A 17772-nucleotide genomic window follows, 5' to 3' on the forward strand; every position below is an offset into this window, starting at 1 on the left:
TAGAGTCGATAAACTCGCCGAACTTCAACAGAAAATTTGTGCCGTCAGCCTGGTCTTTTCGAAGGAACACCTTTGATAATTCTTCGATGCTCATTCCTTGTTGAATGAGTTCAAGAATGCCAATAAATGTCCGTCCAACCCTCTCTGCGGTATTCTCTCCCTCAGAAGAGGCGTTCCTTATCTGTAGAGCAAGTTTCCTTAATATGTCAAGTGTATCAGGCATTATTCACCAAGTACTCTAAAAGTTACACGATTAGCATTAATCCCTCCACTTCCCCTATACAGCGGAAAGTCTTTTTTATTATCATTCAAATACCGAACACATTCTTTCATATACCTATCAGCAACAGAGAAAGCATCATTATAAGCCATAAGTTTCTCCTTAAAATCAGAACGCGATGAATATTCGTTATCTTTATTGACAAATCCAAAACGGGTGACATTTCCATCTCCATTTTTCACGATACGAGCATAGGTATAATATGCCAATGTCGTTTTCAGCCCTACAAAGGAACGTTTGCCTCCACATTCTATGGTATAAGAACTACCATTAAGCAACTCACTATAATTTTCCGGATGTTCTTTCACATCTAAGAATAAAGCATCACCCAAAGCTGACTTCAAATCAATGTTCTCCGACTCCCGAATATATGCCTCTATCTTTTCCGTATCGATGTGTATTGACATCGTACGAGCCAACTTATAGACCTCATCTGTTGTTATTAGACATCGCAGCATTTCTTATATATTTAAGAGGTTGTACACTAAAGTCATTGGAAGGATTGAGAGGTTCATACCAATGCGCAAAAATTTTCTGAAAAGCCCGTTCAATCATGCGTTGTTGCTTTGACACAATAGAGTTATAGTATTCAAAAGCATCTTCCAATATATCCCCAGAAAAACCAACCTTACCAATCCGGATACAATACCAAGGCTCCTGCCCGAAAGCCGAATAAATACGTTCAACCACACTGGCATCAGTAACGGTAAACTCCTTATCATAATTTTTAGGACTAATATCCACAAACTCCGGTTTTTCTTCATCAGATTCCAAGGTTACCTCTAAGACCTTTGTCGCATTGGTGTCTCCTTGTAATTGCACGATAGTATCAGAAAAACCAGTATCTTCATTAGTCCTATCCTCTTTTATAGGATTTCCGTTTTCATCAAAACGTACCGAAGAAGCACCTTTCTTTGTAATTATCATCCCGGAAGGCATGAAGTTACAACGCACATTACGATACTTCACATTGGCTAATCCCTCATCCGTACTCATTTCCGTAATCACACGGTCAGCTCTTCCGATAGGATACACGAATTTCCCTGTGTTGCTAATCCATAGTATCTGCCCCTTATAGTTTTCAATCCCTCCGGCAGCCCGAATTTGCGCATAGACCACCTCCTTACGTGGATTAAATACATCTATAAACTCCACATTTTCTGGTATTACCTTTATGGCTTTTCCCTGACGGGTTTTCTTTCCTGTCCAATCCGGATGAACTGCGATTTTTGCGATATATCCGGATTCATCCTCCTCCAACAAACGGCAATTTTCAAAGGGGATGTGCTGTACTTCCACTATATCTGCGAACATATTATAATTAACATGTATCGCCATCCCATCGTAATCAGCAACATCCTTGCAGACGAAAGCATGGATGTCATCTGCCGTATCTCCACGGCGGTTAACCACATATTCAGAAAAAGCAACCTCACGAAACCCATTTCCCTCTATGAAATTGGCATAACGTTCTGCACATTCGCTACCCGTTGAACTCGCAGCGATGATATTTCTTAGATGTTGGGGATATAAATTATCATCACCGTAGCTTTGGATGCCAAGATTACGTAAATAGCCCGTGTCAACACGCCTATTACTCTTCTTCTTTAATTCATTTACATTCATCGTTCCGTGAGGTTATTCTTTATTTCACCGTTTCTACGGCTTCTATAGTCTGCTTAGAGTCAACTACAGATTGAGCCTCTTTAATATGAGCATCCAATACTTTAGCTGTAACTTTCTTCCCGTTCAGTTTATAAGTCTTGAACGCATCTCTCACAAACTCAGAAGTAGCACCTTCCACTTCAAAGGCTTTCACCAATTCTGAAACCAAAGTTTCATCCAATGGTAAAGCAGGACTCATCCGTCTTTCAACCCTTTTCTCCCAATCGGAAGGCGTTGAAGCAAAAAAGACTATCCCTTTAGGATTTTCCGCAAGATACCTTTCTGCCGCTTCGTCAGTAAGATTGTTGTTGGTGTACATTTCACTACTTCCAAAGCCTACTTGGAGCAATACACCATTTTTCAATGCATAACTTGATTTTTCTTTCATTTTTCCATATCTTTTTAAGTACGAATACATTTCAATCACAGCGTCACGATAGCAATCACCACATGAGGTCTTGGTAAATGTCCTACCAAGAACTTCATGAAACATCAGTTCAATGTCTGATTTATCAGAAGAAGAAAGGGAGACCTTATCCCCCAATCTCTTCAACTTATCAACCATCTCCAAGACAAGCATATTCCCTCCTATGCTGCCGGTTCAGCCGTCAAAGTGTTGACAACAGTCTTAGTTGCTTCATAACTCGTCTTGAACAAGAATAATGCAGATTTAGGCGTTTTCTGCTCTTCCAAGGTAACAGCCCATCCACCTTCAGTATCCTCGCTATACTTATCGTTGTCGATAGCTGTAGCTGTAAGCCCTTGGTAGTAACCATACACCTGAAAAGCGGCATCACCAGGGTTTCCTTCTTTCTGTAAACCCTTATATTTATTCTCCAACACCACAACATAGGTACCGTTAGCCAATCCGTCAATAACATCAGCGCATACATCCGGGTCGTTTGCCAATATCACAATCGCGACAGTATTGGTAAACGAACTACGATATGTGCCAGCCACTAATGAGGTCTTTGTACCCGTAAATGGATTTTTACCAGGAACAACAACCTTATAAGCCTTCTTCCCGGTTTTCATAGCCAGCGTTTCAATCACATTCTTTTTTGTAGAATTGAATACTGTGGCTGCAAAGTCCACATCCGCACGATTCATTATTACCCCTTCCTGCTCCAATCCTTGTACTACTGGATCATCACACGACGGAACAATATCTTTCTTTAAAATATCATCACATACTCCCATAGAATACCTCCTTTTGTCAATATGCTACTTGCACCAAGTTGTCCTCGCCAATCATAGAACCGAGTTTACCAGTAGAATAGATATAATTCTTACGGGGTTTTCTTTCAAACCAGATATCAAGGTCAGATATCGGGTTATCGCCTTCACAACCGTACATTAAATTGTCCGGAGAACATAGAACCGCACGGTGAGGAAGGTTCAGTTTCGTTTTATCGTTCTGATACGCTTGAATAAATCTATCCCAAATAGAACATTTTACGACCGTAACGCCGTCATACTCTCCTACTTCAAGGCCGTCAAAAATGACCGTCCAAGGCATAATAACCTTATATTTCTCCCTCACATCACGTGACAAAGAATCACATAATGATTTTGTAGCAAAAATTGCATGTCCGGACTTCTGGAAAATACGGCTATCCGCATCTTCAAGCATCGTGTCAAACACAGATGTAGCAGCCCCCAATTCTTTCATCTTGGACTTCTGCAAAGCATAAGATGCTTCAGAGTTGGCTGATATAACGGTATGCTGACCGGAATTCTCTGCACATATGGCAAACAGGCGTTTAAAGAAACCGTCACATGTCTTGAACAATTCTACATTCAATCCATCCGTAATTTGACCGGAACCGTCAATATTAGCGGCATCCTTGTCTCCAAACCAAGTGAAGCGCCATAACATTTTCATCATTGCTTCCGTCAGTTTTGGAAGGACAATCCCATCCATATATTCAGTAGAAGTAAGGTCCGCAATATTGGTACCGGTCTTCAAGCAGTACTTTGCAATAGTATTCTCCAAATCCTCATAGCACATTTCCAACGGAACTTGCCAGTCGCCAATTTCCCATACTTTCTGGGCGGCAGCGATAGCCACTTTTTGATATTCAGGGTCACATCCGGCACCTGCGATACCTACATCCTCCATCTCACCGATGAAGCCAACTTTCTTGCCATTGGTCACTTTAGGCATGAACGTCATAAAACGCTCCATATCCTCATTTTGAAAGACTGTCAGTTCAATCAAGTCTTTCAAATCCTTCACCGCCTGATTGTCTGGCGTCAATTTTGAAAAATCTAAAATAGGCATACTCAATTCTCCTTTCTTTACTTTTTAGTTCTCTTCTCCCTTTCCTCTCTCAACTTTCTTTGAATAGGTGTCTCCTCTGCACTTGCTTGTGTCTCAACAGTATTCTTGAAGGATTGGGTACGCAAAGAGACTCTATAGGTTGAACAATGTTTTGCTAGCCAATTCTCACCTCCTGCCATCTTTACAGCATTCAGTATCTTATTGTCCTCAACTGTACGGGCATTGGTTTTCAATGCCGCATTTTCCTCTTCAAGTTCTTCAATGCGCGCCTTTAAAGCTTCAATCTCCTCGTCACCGTTTGCTTCTTCCGGGTCTTTGATTTCTGTAATCACTCCGTCTGTTACAATGATAGTCTTACCATCGGGCATAACATGCTCGCCATCGGGGGATGCCGCATCTCCCACCTGCGGTTCTCCTTCTTCACGTTCCACCGTCAGTGTATTACCTTCGGCATCTGTCAGTTCCATAGATACTACCGGAATGTCTTCTATCTTCTGGTAGCCACATTTCGCAAGCAGTCTGTCAATGATAGATTGCTTTACCGTTACTTGTTTCTCTTTGTTCATTTTCTCACTATTAAGTTTATAATCAGTTCCTTTTGCTGTAGTCGGTATAAGAACATCAGATATAAATCCAAGTTGTTTTGCAACCTCACCGCCAAACCATGCCTCCTTGTTCATCTGGACCTCCAAAATGGTCGATTCAACTCCTGTCCGTTCAACATATACAGCCATCATCTTATCCTTTTCCGCTTCCAGACTTGATTTGATGGATTCTATAGTTTCAAGGTCCAATAAATCATCATATCTTGCCAAATATGGTTTGTGGATGAGAAACTTTGCATGAGGATAAGCTTTTCTGCGTTCAAGTGGAGCAGAAAGCAAAATGATGGTAGCCATAGAAGCACATCGTCCAACAACGGTACAAGATATTTCCTTGCCCGACGCACGTAATGCATCATAAATAGCATACCCCTCAACCGTATCACCGCCGCACGAATGGATTTCAATGTCAATTTTAGGGTCAGCCGGGTCAAGCCATGAAAGGAAGTATTGGATATCCGGAAACGAAAGCCCCTCGTCACCGGTCAAATACCAATTTTCCATTTTATCCTTATCAGCTACAATGTCCTTGTTAATGTATAATTTAGCCATATCACATAATTGTTTGTAACAAAGGTAGAAAACATGATACGGCTTGAAGAAAATAAGAAGTCTATTCCACTGACACGCTTTGTCAGCAACTTTTTCAAAACAAAAAAAGAGCGGAATAATTCCGCCCCCCCTAAACATCCACCTTACTTGAGAACTTATCTATTATCCGATAAATTGTCCTTTCCGCAATATTATACTCATCGGATAAATATTGCATGATATAAGTCTTTTTATGTCCCTCCTTTGACAGACGGACATATTCTTGATACACGGGAATATATTTCACATCCCCGACATCAAGCGAAGCATCCCCCATCATTTGAAGAAGACTCTTATTCAATATCAATAGTTCATATGCTTTCATATACTACCAAGATTTTCAACGTACTTAACCCTATTAGCAACAGAGGTAAACTCTTCCACAGAAACCACCGGAGCAGGCGCCATCATCATACCTTTTGCAACAGCTTTGGCCAGCATGTCCTCTCCTAACGCCTGATTGGAAGAAGCTGTTACATTAATGGGAATACCTCCTCCTATCTGATTGAAAGCCGACAATAACGGAGCAAACATCGAGGTTGCAGCAGCCGTCATTACACTTTCACCGTTGGACAACATAGCAGGTATGGAATCGCTTGTACCGGAACCTGGCCCTTCAACTTTACCTCCTTGTGCAAATTTAGCACTTTTCACCGATTTCATAGCCTTTCCCATAACAGTAGTTACAGATGCCACTACAGTACCTATCGCAGCAAGCATGTCAATCCATGTTGCAGATGAGCGGGTAGCTGTTTCTACGGCTTTGGCAATGGCTACCCCTTGCGCAATAGAAACCTCCGCAATAGCCAGTATTTTCGCCAACTGAGCCATATTCTCGTTATCTCCTGCCGCTTGTTCCAACAAATCAGAAAGATTCCCTGCCAAGACAGAAAGGGATTCACCTTTATTTTGCTGCATCTCCACTTCCTTGTCAATGACCGCCTGCTTTGCATTCAAGTATTCTTGGTCTGCAGCAAGCTGCCTGGCCCGGAATTCGGCATCACTCTCCTCTCCCATCCGTCTCAAGCTGTCTTTCAGTTCAAGCTTCTGCTGTTCCTGCATACGAAGAAGCTCAAGTTCACTATCTCCATTCAATTTAGCTTCTGCCAATTCATTATCCAATCGAAGTTTGAGTGCATCAGCTTGTTTCTTTGCTGTATCATTCTCATGTTGAACGGACAAATCATAAATCTCTTTATTGTACTTCTCCGTAATAGCAAGCTTCATCTGTTCAGTAAGCTCTTTCTGACGGAGTTCTACGTCACGTTGGGCAACAAGTTGCTGCATCTTTAGTTGGTACTCCTGCTCACCTCCAGCTTTTACGGATTCAAGTTGCAGAGAGATTAGTTTCTGCCGGTTCTCCACCTCCTTCATCAGTTGTTCTTCCGATAATTGCTGTAATGCATCATTTTTTTGCTGTTCAAGTGCAATAATCTGATTATTTATAGCTCCACGTGCTTTCGTTGTAAGGTCTTGTTCCTCAATCAAGCGAACACGCAAATCTTCTATTTGACGAGAAAACTGACGTTCTATCTCAATGGATTGTTTCTCTCTACTGTCCTTAACCAGCTTAAGCATTTCATCCTCAGCCTTACGAATTTCTGAAAGTTCTTTTTCTTTTACAACTTTAGCCTTATCTACTGATTCTTTCCGCATCGCATTTATTTTATTCTGGGTTTCCTTATTACGGGTATAGCTCTCCATTTCCTTTTGAGCTACGTCCGAAAAAACTTGAGAGAATTCCTTTAAATCTTTCACTGTACTTTCTGATATACCCAATCGGCTAATAACCTCATCAGCCGTTACTGCCCCTTGTGCCATATCATCAAGCAATTTATTAGCTTCACCAGTAAGTTCTATTTGCCCAAGAAGATTTGCCAATTTCTTTCGGCCAATATCAATGCTTTCCTGCTGAAGTTTATTTTCCATATCGTATGCTTTTGTAGCCGCATCAGTACGCTCTTTCAGGCTTTTTGTAGTATCATCTGCAATGAGCTTCAATCTTTCAATCTCAGAGCGACTTGCCGCACGCTTCATATTAAGCATTGTTTCCGATTTCTCTAACTGTTGCAATGCATCATTCAGTGCCCACGCTTGTTTCGCATCATTTGAAATTTCTTTTCCAATACCGGAAAAACTATCCTTCATATCCTTTGCTGCACCAGAAAAATCACCAGAGAAGAATTTAGCAATAGCTCCACCAAACTTTGCAATCCGGTCTATAATCACATCAATAATTGCCCCAAAAGAGGACATTACATTAGAAAGAAATTCAGTACCTTTTTGCGTTTTAGCCAACCATGCGACCAATGAGCCCAACAAAACAACAATAGCCCCAATACCAGTGGAAATTAGTGCAAGTTTCAACACTTTTAAAGCTGCAGATAACAAATTACTTGTTATAGCCGCTGTTTTTTGAGCACCAGAGAACATATTCGCAGTGACCGTTCCTGCTTTGTACTGGACTGTTATTTTAACCAATTCATCCTTCAAACCACCAACAAATTCCTTTGTACCTCGCAAGACGCTAACGCCACTGCGCAATATGGAAACAAAAGGTACTTGGGCTTCTGTAGCCTGAAGTATCGCATCTTTATAATTACCCACATTCCGATAAAAGCGCTGCGTTTCTTCTTCCGCACCTTTCAGTTCATCGGTAATGGCATTTATCTTATCTTGCAGCTCTTTGCCTTCGCCCCCCTCACGCTCTACACGACTTAATCTGTCATAAGCAGCGGTAAGATTGGAAAGCTCAGCCCGCAACCTAACAAGGCTTCCTTCCATCTCTGTCTGCTCTTTACGTTCATTTTGAATTTGTTTATTCAGTACACGGATGGCATCTGTATATTGTTGGGTAGCAACCCTATTTTCGGTTAATTTAATATTATATTCCTCCCTACTCATACGGCCTTTCTTCAAATCCTCCTTAAGAGTTTGTTCTACTTTTCGAAGTATATCCAACTGCGTACGATACTCTGCTATTTTACGGATAGCATCATCATACTTTACCCGAATTTCCAATATTTTTTCACTTGTATTGTCTTTCATAATTATACCTCCAATTGTAACAATTTACATTCACATATTCCCGTATCTTCTGCCTTAATGGAAATAATGGCATAATATCTACCATATTGGGCCAAGTAAATTGGAACAGTCATATCCAAGTCTCTCAACTCAATATCATTTATTTCTATCTTTTCTGTGATTACTTTAGGCATATAAATGACCTCACTATAACTTTTGTAATAAGAGTTAATCACAGAAGAAAAATCAAGTTCCTCAAATGTTCCTTTCAGAACATCTGCATCATCTGTACAAAGTAAAATTCTTGGCTCCACTTTCTCTAGAGAAGATTTACCATCACTGTCATACTTATATAACTTTATAGACGCAACGCCACCTGCCATATCAGTACCAGCAAATGGAAGCGTAAGAATATCACGCTCTGAATCCAAAGTGTAATCTAATACTTGTAATGCTCCATCATAAGAGCCATTAACCGTAGAGTCTTCTTTGTAACGCAGATAATTCAGCTGTGCGAAATCATTCAGCCTATATTCCAACATATTAGGTTTATTCTCCTTATAAGTAGCAACAACCTTTTTTGTCCAATCATATGCTCTTGTTTCATTTTCTTTAATAGTATCTACAGAAACAAACTCAATGGAATTTGAATCATTCTTACCAGGAACAGCAAAAACACCGAGAATTGCAGCAACAGCTTTAATAAAATCTATCTGTTTTATTTCGGGCAAATTTGCAATAATCGGGAAGTGCCCATATCCTGCATTTATCTCATCATCTATCGAAGGCATCACTTGATCACATATAGCTGTAATGCTAAATGAATTATCCATAGATATACCACCATCATCAATCCACCCTGCGTCAAGTAATCCAAACAAAATCTCCTTACTTTCCTCTAGCGTATCTGTCTCTATATCTGTAAAATCAAAATAGATAGTATAACTATTTGTGTTATGCCTCTCAATCTTGCTATAATCTATAGTTGCAATATCGACTCTTGTATCATCATCCATAATGTAATAAGCAACCAGACATGCTCCATTAGGGTATATAGAAGTGGATACATCAAACGACACATTACCATTCATCAAAATCTTCATATTCGGAGCATTAAGTTTAAAGCCTTGAATATAAATTTTTCCAGAACTACTTTTAAACTTGGTTATAGTCCCATAATAGCTTGAAAACGACTTATCTGCAAAATACAATTTTTCCGGTTCTCCCTTATCAAGACGTCCATGTACATAGTAACTAAACTCTGCATGTAATGCATTTTTTGCAGCATAACTTCTGCTATCATTACGAGTTAATAAGGGTACAAACAATCTACTTAACATAAAAGCGCGATTAGCAGGAAACGTAAAAGTGACACCATTATCTTTCATAATTTGTAACAAAATCCAGGTAACCTTACACCCAGGATGATACCACCCTGTTGTATCTTCCCGCCGTATACCATAGTCTACTTTAGGAATAAAAAAATTACCGGAAGCATCCCCTTCAAAAGAACCTACTTTCCAAAATACATGATAATCTGGAAAATCATCATCAGCAATGACCTCATAATTGTGTCTATCCTTCAAATCACGTAGCGTTTTATTTCCACTTATAATATTTGCAAATCTAGAGACATTACCCCATGAAAGAGCAAATTCAAAAACATCCGATGTAGACAATAAGACCGCAGTTGCGTTATTGAGTATCTCTATCCCGTTACGAAAATAACGAGCATTCAGTTTAATTCTAGGATAAACGATGTCGCATGAAGGTAAATCAGCATGCATGATTGCACACTGATTACGTATAGTATTCGGAAGTTTGATAGTATAAGAATTATTACTTATAATCTTACTCAAATCCGTAAATATATTACTTTTGAAATTGAGCGTTACTTTGGTATCATCATCCAAATCCATCAGTTTATCACCAATGAATAGCATATCGTTTCTCATAAGCTTTGTACTCTTGTTTCTGGTAATATGATTGTTGCTACGAAATCCTGTAATACAGCTCTTGTCTTATTGAAATTACCAACAGATACATTCACCGCCTTCCAGCTATCAACTCCATTCACATTTTTACCTGCATACATATCAACAACGGGTGACAACGCGAGTTGAAACAAGAAGTCAAACGTTTCAGAGTCCACTAAAGGAGCACACACCAACAATGTATTCTCTTCTGTTTTTCTCTGCTTACGTCCTGAACCTCCATGATAGCCATTAACATAGTTATAGTCTTGCATATTATTACGAATGAATTCACCATCATTGGCAATTTGTTTGCTCTCATCACCACGTTTAAACAACCAATAGCAATAAAAGCCATGACGATTTATCCAACGTAAATAAATTCCATCCGTGCATTCATCAACTAAAAGCCTCACATTTGCGGCCACATTCGTCAATGCGTGAAAAGTAAAGTCAAAGGTATTATCGAATACACTTGCTCCCGTACTAGTTCCAGGGAGATTCAAAACAACATCCCTATTCGCATCAATACCCTGCAAAGTAAGATTATACACTTTGCGGTCAGACAATATGATGGACGGCAAAACTTGACCGTCAGCAGTCACACTAACAGTACCGGCCCCCGCAGTGTACATACCGACCGTAAATGGTAAGTTCCTAAACCATGTTAGAATACGGTCACCATTATATCTTTCGCCGACTTTCATTGCGCCCCAAATAATAAAAGTATTAAACTGGAAACTTTCTCCGATAGTGCTATCAGACGTATACATATCCACTTCAACAGAGAACAGACGCCCAAGCTGACTATCTTGTGGAATAGAGGATTGATAGTCAATCTTGCCAAACTCCGTTGCATCAAAAGCCGATTGCATATAGAAAGACAGATCAAAGAAACATGCGGTTTTAAATAATGCACGTTTTTCCTTATATTCCTTTCCGGTAAGTACGTCGGTTATCGTTGCTTCCACCCATGCCCAAGTATATCCACTAATATTTATCACTACCGGATTGAAACAGAAAGATATTTCATCCGGATACTCGATTGTAGTATTTCCTATCTTATGCGTCCTCATTACTATGCAAATTTATATGTTGTACATCGTTCAGAAAAACACCAAACACACGGTCCATAATATCCCGTATCGCTTGTGTAACACTCGTTGAATATATATCCTCATGCGTTCCAGAGTGATAAAGCCTAGTACCCTCATTTGCAATCTTACGAGCTACGAGATAAGCAAACGATTTAGGTTTTTCTACTTGAATCCTCTTATCCACCACCCATTGCTGAATTATTTGCCAAAAACCTTTTGGGATTTTTCCCGGTCCGCGTCCTGTTTCCAGAACTCCAAAAGCCTGTCTACCGAATAAAACACCATGATTATCATCTACTACGACATGCAGGCTCTTGATGGTTCTTCCGCTTGCACGCTGTCCAGCTTGTATATGATTCTCAATGATACGCTGCCGAAGTTTATCCAACTCCTCGTTCAGTATATCTTTAACGTCCTTTCTTCTGTCTTCCATAACTAACACATGGGTACTCCTTGAACCTCTTTCAGTTTCAATTCTATTACTATTCCAGTAACATTTACATCCAGCTTATCATAGAAAACGGAATAAGGGACTTCATCGCTTACCCACTCAAACAGCCCGCTCCTATTCAACTCACGGATAAATTGAACTGCATACCCTTTGCACCTCTCAATAACCTCATCATTCTCCACCCCGTCAAAATCAAACGCCGTCTTGTCTACAAAAGCAATCATGCAATTTGGGCAATCTCTTAACTGAGTCCTTGATATGACGAACTTCCCAGATGCAGGAAGCAGATTTATAATGGCCGGCAATGGCATCTTATCCAGCCGAACGTTGGCGGTCACCCAGTTATCAAATAAATAGGTAACTCCTTCCAGCTTCTCTGCGATAGAAGCGATTTTCCTTTCTACACTTATATTCATTGCTTATTCTGATATATTTCTCGTAATCGACGTTCATAACGTATTTTCTCCGCGTCCATATCAAGACACTTGTACACTCTTACCCATGGAACACTCTCTACCTGCTCATGGTCAGTTATCCCCATACGGGTAGCATAGTAATCCACCAAGCCAAACAACCCGAACGAAAGCTTATCCACTCCGGCACGTCTTTCTTCCGGAGTCGGTACTACGCTCGTAGTTTCAAAAAGCTTGGTAATACGTTCAACCTCCCTGGTTACCCATGTGGAGAATCCCAAAATATCCGCTACCCCACACTTCTCTATCTTATCAATAGACAAACCAAGGACAACACGGCATGGAACCATTATACAATCTATTCCATTGCGTATGGATTGCAGTTCCATCAGCTGACCTATAGTGAGGTCATTCAGAGTCTCCGGAACTCTTACACCTGCGACAAAGTCCGGTTTAGGCAACTTCCCTATCTGATCCAACAGTTCAGCAGCATTGCTCGCCACGTTACTCAATATCAAAAACTCTTTTACTGTCATATCTGTCCTAATTTTGCTTTTGGTCTTTTAGGTATCGGTTTTATACGGAAAAGCATTGCCATTATCAACATGTCGAGGTAATCCGGAGAATGTCCGAGTATATCTTTCATATTCTCCTTGCTGATTATCCCTTTCTTCCGGGTATCGGCATCTATATGGTCTTGCTTCAAGACGGACAATTCTTCCATTATGCGCTCTCTTTGCGCTTCCGTACATATAATTCTTATCTGCCGATTATTTATTAGCTCTGCAAGCTTAAATGCACATTCAGACTTCAGATTGTCGTACTCTGGATTAATAGGTCGGTTACCACCATGAAATTCTTTGATGCCATTCAAATAACTTTCAAGGTAGCTTCCAAGTCCATCACTATCAACGACCATCATGCTACGTGGAATCTTCCACTGTATCATCATGTTTTTAAGGTCCGTCTCAATAGATTTACCCGTGCTATATTCCTGGTCTAACCGGATATAACACACATTGCCTACCCAGTGCCCTCCGACAAAGCGGTCACGTCCTTTCATGGCAAGGTCAGCTGCTCCCGTCGATAATCCTATCGGTTTTACGTGCTCATTTGCGAATAGGTCACAAATAGCATCATAATCACAGAGTGCTGTCGGGTCGTTGTCATACTCCCAATTACCATAGTACAAGCGCTCCTTTGTCACTTTGTCCCTGGTATTACGGAGCGTATCTATGTAGTCCTCGGTAGCGTAGGGATTATCCTGCACCAATGCTTGAATAAAAGCGTATGGGGCTTCCAGCCTGCCTTCTTTCCACGGTTTATAGAACTCACGATAAAGCCAGTTCTTCTTCGGATTGCAAGTGATAAGTATCTTTCCGGATATTCCATACACATCATTCAAGTGCCGTCCTATACGCGTCTTCAAAACCTCAAATGCGAGGTAGTGAACCTGCCCGGCTTCTTCAATCCACCCTCCAGTAAACTCCTTAGAGCCCAATCGCTCATACATCGGGTCTTTGACGGGATAATATGTCAAGTCAAGAAAGATGATTTCCGACCCATTCCCCAAAAGTATACCGTCATTGGTCTGCTTGTAATCAGTGAATCGATGCCACTTTGCCACCTTGTTGAAAGTGACAGAGATAGACTCACGGCTATCTTTCAAATTATTTCGGCCAGCGAACCATCGAGTGCCCGGGAGATAGTAAGCACATTGCATAAGCCATTCACACCCAAGCCATGATTTTCCACCTCCACCAGCGCCACCATAACACAGAAACTTCGTAACATCGTCACGAAGGTAGTTATAGGCTAACCTCTGCTTTATATTGACCTTATATCCCATTACTTGACTTTCTCCGCATCTTCTGTATATGGTAGAAAATTAAATCCTTTGAACTCTTTTCCTGCATTCGTATGGTCCACCTCCTGCTTGTCAACAAGCCCTAACTTTCGGGCAATGATATTCGCATTGAAAGCTCCAACGCACGCTCCCTCAAACTGCTGCGTTTCGATGGTTTCCTCCACGCGTGCGATGACCTCCAAAAAATCTTCATCATTCTTATTTCTACATTCGGAACGAAAAGTGCTCCACCACTTGGAAGAAGCACCTACATAAATACAGAACCCGGTTAGGGAATACGGACGGGAAGTCGGGGAAACTTCTTGTTGTACTTGTTGCTCATTGACTGTCTCCACCTTCTTCCCTTTTTTCCTTTTTACCGGAACAGTCTTTTGAATGGCCTTTTTGGACAACCAGGGATTTTCATCACACCATTGGAAATACTCACATGCCGCCTCCCATAAGAGTTCTGGCGTGGAAAAGAGTTTATCCCTCCCATGCTTGCTCCTTAACATCCAAAATTTATTTCCCGTCGGTGCCGCCATATTATTTCTTCATTCTGATAATCTCTCCACAATGAGGACATGCAAGTTCAATATATTCAGTTCTTTCCTGCTCCAGACCTTCTTCAATACGTTCTGCCTTCTTCCTGAAAGATTCATTCTCTTGGCGATGCATTTCCTCACTGAATTCCTGTTTTGCCGCTTCTGATTGCGACTCTTCCGTGACATAATTGTTTGTCGGAATAAAATTCATGTCAAAACCGAGTAACTGGTCTATGGGTTCAAAAAAGAAGTCTTGCATATCTGCAGGTACATTCATTGTCCTAAGCTCACGTATCAGTTTCTCTTCATCCCATGACGCAAATTCTGATGTCTTATTATCTGCGATACGATACTGACGCGCCTTTTCCTCGTCCAAGTCCACAATGATGCACGGGACCTCTTTATATCCAAGATTCAAAAGGGCAAAATACCGTGTATGACCAACAATGATTTCAAAATTCTTATCCAACACAAGCGGCTGATTGAAACCATATTTCTTTATTGACTCTTCTACCGGCTTAACAGCCTTACTATTGTTCCGGGCATTATTCCAATACGGAATAATCCTATCTATTGCAATGCTCTGTATATCCATAGTTATAATTCCAATGAGTTTGTATGATGAACAATTTCTTTGATGGCTTTGCTGTATTCATAATTCCTGAACATCTTGGCAAAACCGGTAATATGCTTCAGCTTCACAAGCTCCAACGGCTCCATGCCAAGCTTTCTACAAATAACAGCATCCGACTCACCGTTTTTTATCATGTTATAAATGATGTTTGTCATGCCATCAACGGAATGCTTGCCACGGGCACGATTGTGACGGACCGTAGAAGCCATACGGTCGTTGATATCCTTGTCAATGACAACAATGGGAAGACGCCCACTATTGCGCTGGGCAATGTCCTTATACATGCGCGCGATAAGGTTACGATGAAACCCGTCGACAATAATATACTTTTGCTCCTCTTCACTCCAAATCGTAACAATTGGCTGTGTATATCCATCTTCACGAATGGAAGTATAAAGGAGCTGCATCTCCTGCTTTGCCACAGCGTTCGGATTATAGTTGTTCGCCTTCACCATATCCATCGGTACCCAGAGGACACGGTCCACCGGATTGGCCTTTTCAGGAGACAGAGAGAATAAAATCTGTCTTATCTCATTGAAGAAGTTTATTTTATCTGGCGCTTCATCAAGCATCCGGATGATTATTTCTTTTAGTTTTTCCATATTTATACTTTGATTTATGAACCAATAACCTATTATTCAACTTTGTCTGTTCAAAGTCCTCTGTGATGATACCACGGGCAAAGGCGCGATATATATCAACGCGATCGGAATCAGACCAGCCCGCAATCTTATCAACCACCGTATTTAGATTATTGGTAAAAATTACTTTATTCTTGCTCTCAGCTACGATATTGTCTATGAGATATTGCAGATATTCCGGCCAGTCCTTGAAACAGTTGGGATAGTTTCTTACCTCTTCAAAGGCATCCAACAGAAGATGGTTCGTTGTGCCAATATTGGGAATACGCATGTACATGGCATTATAAGCCTTCGGGTCAATCTCTTGCAAGTAAGGAATATTCTGATTACTGTTCTCATGGATAAGAGAAGATACCCTTGCAGAACGCAACGGTTCCTTTGAAAAGATATAGTTGTAGACCTTATTGTATTTCAACCGATTGGAGAAGATGTAATACCATATATCGCGATATGACCAATCATACAAAGGATATATAACAACACCATGGCTACAACGTTTTCCATATGTCATTCCTGGCAAGGTTTCCTTTCCCGTCAATCCAGCACGACGAGCTGGTGACTCTTCAATACGGACACCTCCCAAAGATATATACCCCCCTCCCAAGTGATGATATGCGATGGCATCAAACATATCCTTAAATCTGTCGACTCCATAGACGTTTTCCTTAAAAGAGACATCTTCTTTCTCACGCATCCACACTTTCCCTGGCTCCCAAGGGATAAACCAGTCACCACTGTTCGCATTCCATAACCGGAACGGAATTTGCACCCAAATAGGTTCCACCTCTGGCAATGACATAACATAACGCATATACTCAACAGTATATGTGTACTCACATTCCTGATCAAGAAATATAACCGGCAACTTTTGAATGCCCAATTCACTTGTCACTTCCAAAGTAAGGTGTAATAAGGCAGTACTATCCTTGCCTCCGGAGAAACAAACACCTAATCTGTCCCCCATAGAAAACAACTTCCTTATCCGGTCTTTTGCCGCTTCATATACATTCTGCTCTGAATACAATATCATACGTTCGTCACGATATAATAGTTATCAAACTCCCTTACTTCACAATGAGGAAATCTTTCCTCCAGCTCACTCCTTGAATGACTGTAATGTTCCAGATTACAGCCGGTACGTTTATAAGTTACCGGATGATAATTCTCCTTGTAGAACATGAGGAAAATATTCTTTCCTTCGGGAATATCCGTCAGTGCTTCAATATCAATGTAACTGGCCGAGCCGAACAAAGCTACAATGCTATTGAATGTTGCAAACTTTAAATTGAGCAACTCAAACGGAATACACAAATTATTATACTCCGGATGCTTCTTTCTGAAAACATCAAGCATCTTACTACTTGGGTCAATACCCCAATATTCATCCGGAGACACTTTCAGAATATCAAGGAGTAACCCCGTACCACATCCCACATCCAGAAAAATCCCTGAAACCTCAAAAAGCATTGAGGCAATCTTACGATTCTCCTCAATACTGGCTTTGTCTTTGAACAGAGAATCATAACTCTCTGCAACTGCATCATACTGATTTACTGCGTACATACTTTATTATTTTGATTTACAAAATAAAGATACCGAATAATCCACGAACGGACTATTCGGCATCAAAGAAGTTACTGACACGATTTGGCAGAAGATTTTGCTTTAGCCAGCAATACCTTAAATAAATCCCAACCTTCAATTTAACAATTACACCGTTAAT

The 17772-nt window shown here is 40.7% G+C and carries 20 protein-coding genes; all 20 read right to left on the reverse strand.

Annotation, left to right across the window (positions count from 1 at the left end; genetic code table 11):
* Positions 1 to 222: 222 nt before the first annotated feature.
* Positions 223 to 687, reverse strand: a complete 465-nt coding sequence (locus DW800_RS17110; RefSeq protein ID WP_117589263.1) for a hypothetical protein — start codon at positions 685 to 687, stop codon at positions 223 to 225.
* A 22-nt stretch (positions 688 to 709) separates the two neighbouring features.
* On the reverse strand, positions 710 to 1906 hold the full coding sequence (locus tag DW800_RS17115; RefSeq protein WP_117589264.1) for a hypothetical protein: 1197 nt from the start codon (positions 1904 to 1906) through the stop codon (positions 710 to 712).
* 19 nt (positions 1907 to 1925) lie between these two features.
* Complete coding sequence (locus tag DW800_RS17120; RefSeq protein ID WP_133302537.1) at positions 1926 to 2510, reverse strand: hypothetical protein; 585 nt, start codon at positions 2508 to 2510, stop codon at positions 1926 to 1928.
* 23 nt (positions 2511 to 2533) lie between these two features.
* Positions 2534 to 3145: a hypothetical protein gene (locus DW800_RS17125; protein ID WP_119958224.1), complete on the reverse strand. Its 612-nt coding sequence runs from the start codon at positions 3143 to 3145 to the stop codon at positions 2534 to 2536.
* Positions 3146 to 3161: 16 nt separating this feature from the next.
* The gene (locus DW800_RS17130; protein WP_117866139.1) at positions 3162 to 4229 is read right to left on the reverse strand and encodes a hypothetical protein; all 1068 of its coding nucleotides are present in this window, start codon (positions 4227 to 4229) and stop codon (positions 3162 to 3164) included.
* A gap of 17 nt (positions 4230 to 4246) precedes the next feature.
* Positions 4247 to 5383 (reverse strand): ATP-dependent Clp protease proteolytic subunit, encoded by a 1137-nt coding sequence (locus DW800_RS17135; protein WP_158573894.1) that lies wholly within the window; start codon positions 5381 to 5383, stop codon positions 4247 to 4249.
* Positions 5384 to 5513: 130 nt separating this feature from the next.
* Entirely contained in the window at positions 5514 to 5747 is a 234-nt protein-coding gene (locus DW800_RS17140) for a hypothetical protein (protein ID WP_117589269.1), read from the reverse strand.
* Positions 5744 to 8470 (reverse strand): hypothetical protein, encoded by a 2727-nt coding sequence (locus DW800_RS17145; RefSeq protein ID WP_119958225.1) that lies wholly within the window; start codon positions 8468 to 8470, stop codon positions 5744 to 5746. The genes DW800_RS17140 and DW800_RS17145 overlap by 4 nt, the downstream gene beginning before the upstream one ends.
* Before the next feature lie 2 nt (positions 8471 to 8472).
* Positions 8473 to 10404, reverse strand: coding sequence for a hypothetical protein (locus DW800_RS17150; protein WP_119958226.1), 1932 nt, complete (start codon positions 10402 to 10404; stop codon positions 8473 to 8475).
* Positions 10401 to 11498 carry a hypothetical protein gene (locus tag DW800_RS17155; protein ID WP_119958227.1) on the reverse strand — a complete coding sequence of 366 codons (1098 nt, stop codon included), beginning with the start codon at positions 11496 to 11498 and terminating at the stop codon, positions 10401 to 10403. Before DW800_RS17155 ends, DW800_RS17150 begins: the two co-directional genes overlap by 4 nt.
* Entirely contained in the window at positions 11485 to 11952 is a 468-nt protein-coding gene (locus DW800_RS17160) for a hypothetical protein (RefSeq protein WP_119958228.1), read from the reverse strand. Before DW800_RS17160 ends, DW800_RS17155 begins: the two co-directional genes overlap by 14 nt.
* 2 nt (positions 11953 to 11954) lie before the next feature.
* Positions 11955 to 12386 (reverse strand): hypothetical protein, encoded by a 432-nt coding sequence (locus DW800_RS17165; protein WP_119958229.1) that lies wholly within the window; start codon positions 12384 to 12386, stop codon positions 11955 to 11957.
* Positions 12383 to 12919, reverse strand: coding sequence for a hypothetical protein (locus DW800_RS17170; protein WP_119958230.1), 537 nt, complete (start codon positions 12917 to 12919; stop codon positions 12383 to 12385). The genes DW800_RS17165 and DW800_RS17170 overlap by 4 nt, the downstream gene beginning before the upstream one ends.
* Positions 12916 to 14106 carry a phage terminase large subunit gene (locus tag DW800_RS17175; protein WP_243634924.1) on the reverse strand — a complete coding sequence of 397 codons (1191 nt, stop codon included), beginning with the start codon at positions 14104 to 14106 and terminating at the stop codon, positions 12916 to 12918. Before DW800_RS17175 ends, DW800_RS17170 begins: the two co-directional genes overlap by 4 nt.
* A complete protein-coding gene (locus tag DW800_RS20065; RefSeq protein WP_255425210.1) occupies positions 14049 to 14177 on the reverse strand; it encodes a hypothetical protein in 129 nt (42 codons plus the stop codon). The genes DW800_RS17175 and DW800_RS20065 overlap by 58 nt, the downstream gene beginning before the upstream one ends.
* 54 nt (positions 14178 to 14231) lie before the next feature.
* Positions 14232 to 14744, reverse strand: coding sequence for a DNA-packaging protein (locus DW800_RS17180; protein WP_227187299.1), 513 nt, complete (start codon positions 14742 to 14744; stop codon positions 14232 to 14234).
* A gap of 31 nt (positions 14745 to 14775) precedes the next feature.
* Positions 14776 to 15369: a ParB N-terminal domain-containing protein gene (locus DW800_RS17185; protein WP_117974914.1), complete on the reverse strand. Its 594-nt coding sequence runs from the start codon at positions 15367 to 15369 to the stop codon at positions 14776 to 14778.
* 2 nt (positions 15370 to 15371) lie between these two features.
* The gene (locus tag DW800_RS17190; protein ID WP_227187301.1) at positions 15372 to 16010 is read right to left on the reverse strand and encodes an IbrB-like domain-containing protein; all 639 of its coding nucleotides are present in this window, start codon (positions 16008 to 16010) and stop codon (positions 15372 to 15374) included.
* Complete coding sequence (locus DW800_RS17195) at positions 15973 to 17079, reverse strand: phosphoadenosine phosphosulfate reductase family protein (protein ID WP_117974918.1); 1107 nt, start codon at positions 17077 to 17079, stop codon at positions 15973 to 15975. Before DW800_RS17195 ends, DW800_RS17190 begins: the two co-directional genes overlap by 38 nt.
* Entirely contained in the window at positions 17076 to 17612 is a 537-nt protein-coding gene (locus DW800_RS17200) for a methyltransferase domain-containing protein (RefSeq protein ID WP_117974920.1), read from the reverse strand. Before DW800_RS17200 ends, DW800_RS17195 begins: the two co-directional genes overlap by 4 nt.
* Positions 17613 to 17772: the final 160 nt, after the last annotated feature.

Origin of the sequence: Bacteroides sp. AM32-11AC, from assembly GCF_003603515.1 — a bacterium.
Taxonomy (GTDB): domain Bacteria; phylum Bacteroidota; class Bacteroidia; order Bacteroidales; family Bacteroidaceae; genus Bacteroides; species Bacteroides uniformis.